Raw genomic sequence first — 2600 nt, 5'->3', positions numbered from 1 at the left:
AAGTCCCGCACGGCGACCTCTGCCGAGAAGTACCGGGTGAAGCGCGCGAGGGCGTCGAGGGCTTGGTCCAGGTACTCGCCGGTGCGCAGGTAGCGGGCCACGAAGTCGGAGTGCGGGGAGTAGGTGTGCCACCCGAAGTCGTTCGTGATTCCGCCGGCTTCGGGAGTCGGCGGCAGCGAGCGCAGCAGGACGTCGAGGGCTTCGGTGCCCGCGACCGGAAGGTGGGAGTGCAGTGCCTGGCTGGTCCGGGTGATCCGGTCCTTCAGCTCCAGGCCGGGCAGGTCGGACATCACGTCCTGTACGAACGCGTCGGCGTCGAAGTCTGGGCACACGCCGTGGACTTGGTGCCCGATCTGGGTGATGCGCTCGAGGTTGAGGGCGGTTTCCTTCAGGGGCACCTTCACGGCCTTCGACGTCATGGGTAAACACTAGGGCTGGCGACCGGCGTAGACGGCGTGTTCTCGCCGCCGGTCATCCCTGGGAGCCATGGGAAGCCGCATGCTGTCGAACGGCAGCGCGATACAGCAGGCGGGGGTGGCGGGAGCTGTCGCACGGGGAGGCGGTGTGGAGGGTGGCGAGGTTGTCCCACACGACGAGGTCGCCCTGACTCCAGCGGTGGCTGTAGAGGTACGGCTCGCTGGTCGTGTGCTCCAGCAGGTCGTCGATCAGGGCGCGGCTGTCCTGATCGGAGAGTCCGGTGACGCAGCGGATCACCATGGAGCCGAGCAGCAGTGAGCGGGCTCCGGTGACCGGATGGGTAGGGACGAGCGGGTGCTCGACCTCCGGGTGGCCGGCGAGGCTCCCGGCCGCGGCTGACGACTGCCCGCCGCTGGCCTGGCTCTGCAACGCGCCGAGCTGCTCGATGGAGTGCACCGCGCGCATCCTCTCGATCCGCCGCTGTGCCGCCGGGGCGAGGGCGGTGTAGGCGCGGGTCGCGTCGGCGAAGCGGGTCTCGCCGCCCTCCTCGGGGGTGATGACCGAGTACAGCAGCGTCGCGGCCGTCAGCTGTGGCTTGAAGCTGTTGTCGGCGTGCCATTCCTCCTCGTCGTCCCCGTCGTAGATGCCGACGTGCTTGCCGTCCTCGACGATGTTGCTGATGACGGTCAGCCCGGGAAAGCCGCCGACGGCGTAGCGGCGGTCGATGTTCGTGTCCACCATTCCGAAGCAGGAGGCGACGGTCAGGAGATCGGCGTGGGTCAGGTGCTGGCGGGGCACGACCAGCAGCCGGTGCTGGTGCAGGGCTCGCGCCAGCTGGGGCGCGAGGTCGTCGGCTTCGGTCGCGAGGTCGCAGTCGACGACGGCGCCGAAGCCGCTGTCGTCGAGCGGGCGCAGCGACAAGGACATCGCGGCTCCTTTCGGAAGGGTGGCGGTCAGAACTGGGCCGACTGCTGGAAGACGCTGATGTCCTTGATGTCGGAGGCGGCCATGCACAGCCGCTCGATGCCGATGCCGAGCCCGACGCTGTGGGCCGGCGCACGCCCGGCGTCGATCGCCTTCCACGCCAGGGCCTGCTCGTCGTCGTACAGGTCCACCGCTCGGGCCCGCTCGACGAACGCGGCCCGGTCGGGTTCGTCCTCGTAGCCGTGCACGACTTCGAGGCCGTCGATCAGGACCTCGAATCGGTTGAGGACGGCGGTCGTGCCCGGCGTGAGTCGGGCGCACGGCTCGTCCCCGCCGACCGGGTACTCGGTCAGGAAGAGTGCGGCCCCGGTGCTCTGGGTCTCCAGTTCGCGCTCTACGAACCGGCCGAGCACCGTCTTGAACGGGACCTCGGTACCCATGTCCAGGTGGGCGGCCATCTGTGCGGGAAGGTCGCCCAGTGGCTCGCGGCGCAGGTCGATGCCGAAGAGGTCACGAATGTGGGCGGCGACAGATACCCGCTCGGGGGTGTAGCGGATGTGCGGGACGACCAGGCGCTCGGCCAGCGCGAACAGGAACTCGAAATTTTCGTCGGCGGCGTAGAGGTCGAGCATCTGGAATTCGGGCGCGTGCAGCTCGTCCGGCTTCTCGGGCCGGAAGCACTGACCGATCTCGAAGACCCGCCGGTGGTGCTCCATGTTCACGCGCAGCGCCGGGCCGATCATCGCCCGCAGGAACCGTCCGCCGTCGAGATCGACCGGAACGCGACGTCCCGGGCCGAGGTCGGCTCGGCGCACCGTCGGGGTGACCACCTCGACGAACGTTTCCGAGCGCAGCGTGTCACGCAGGCTGAACAGCAGGTCGGACTTCATCACAACGGGGTTGAGCACGTGTGCTCCTCAAGGCCTGTGTTTTCGACGGCAGATGAAGGGAAGCCGGTCGCCACGGCGCCCTCGTGCACGGCTCCTCGGCGGGCCCACAAGCTAGCCGCGGCGACGCGCGCAGCAGAAGCCCTCCTGCCGGCGTCGCAGCGTCCTGCGGGCCCGATCCGCCGTTGTTCCAGGACCAGACATCAGCGTTTCCGCAGCTCAGGTGGTGTGGGGGCGCAACGGTCACGCAACGGTCCCGTGCAACCGCCGCAACGCCCACAGCCGTTGCGGCTGCCTCCGGTGCAGCCCTAGCGTGACTGGCCAAGCGCCCAGCGCGACCACGTACCGCAACGCTCATCCACGGATGCAGCG

The 2600-nt window shown here is 69.1% G+C and carries 2 protein-coding genes and 1 pseudogene; all 3 read right to left on the bottom strand.

The annotated features are described in order from the left end of the window. Window positions 1–419 (bottom strand): annotated as a pseudogene (locus ABZ281_RS45555) (hypothetical protein); the annotation flags it as partial. A gap of 52 nt (window positions 420–471) precedes the next feature. Further along, window positions 472–1344, bottom strand: a complete 873-nt coding sequence (locus ABZ281_RS45550; protein WP_356664282.1) for a TauD/TfdA family dioxygenase — start codon at window positions 1342–1344, stop codon at window positions 472–474. Window positions 1345–1370: 26 nt separating this feature from the next. Then, window positions 1371–2249, bottom strand: a complete 879-nt coding sequence (locus tag ABZ281_RS45545; RefSeq protein ID WP_356664280.1) for an amino acid--tRNA ligase-related protein — start codon at window positions 2247–2249, stop codon at window positions 1371–1373. Window positions 2250–2600: the final 351 nt, after the last annotated feature.

The organism is Streptomyces sp. NPDC006265 (assembly GCF_040613555.1).
GTDB lineage: Bacteria > Actinomycetota > Actinomycetes > Streptomycetales > Streptomycetaceae > Streptomyces.
Note: the sequence above shows the minus strand (reverse complement) of the source record. Positions and strands in the feature narration are given on the sequence as shown.

Coding starts and splice junctions, on each gene's coding strand:
- ABZ281_RS45550 (WP_356664282.1), bottom strand. CDS start 1,344: ATGTCCTTGTCGCTGCGCCCGCTCGACGACAGCGGCTTCGGCGCCGTC.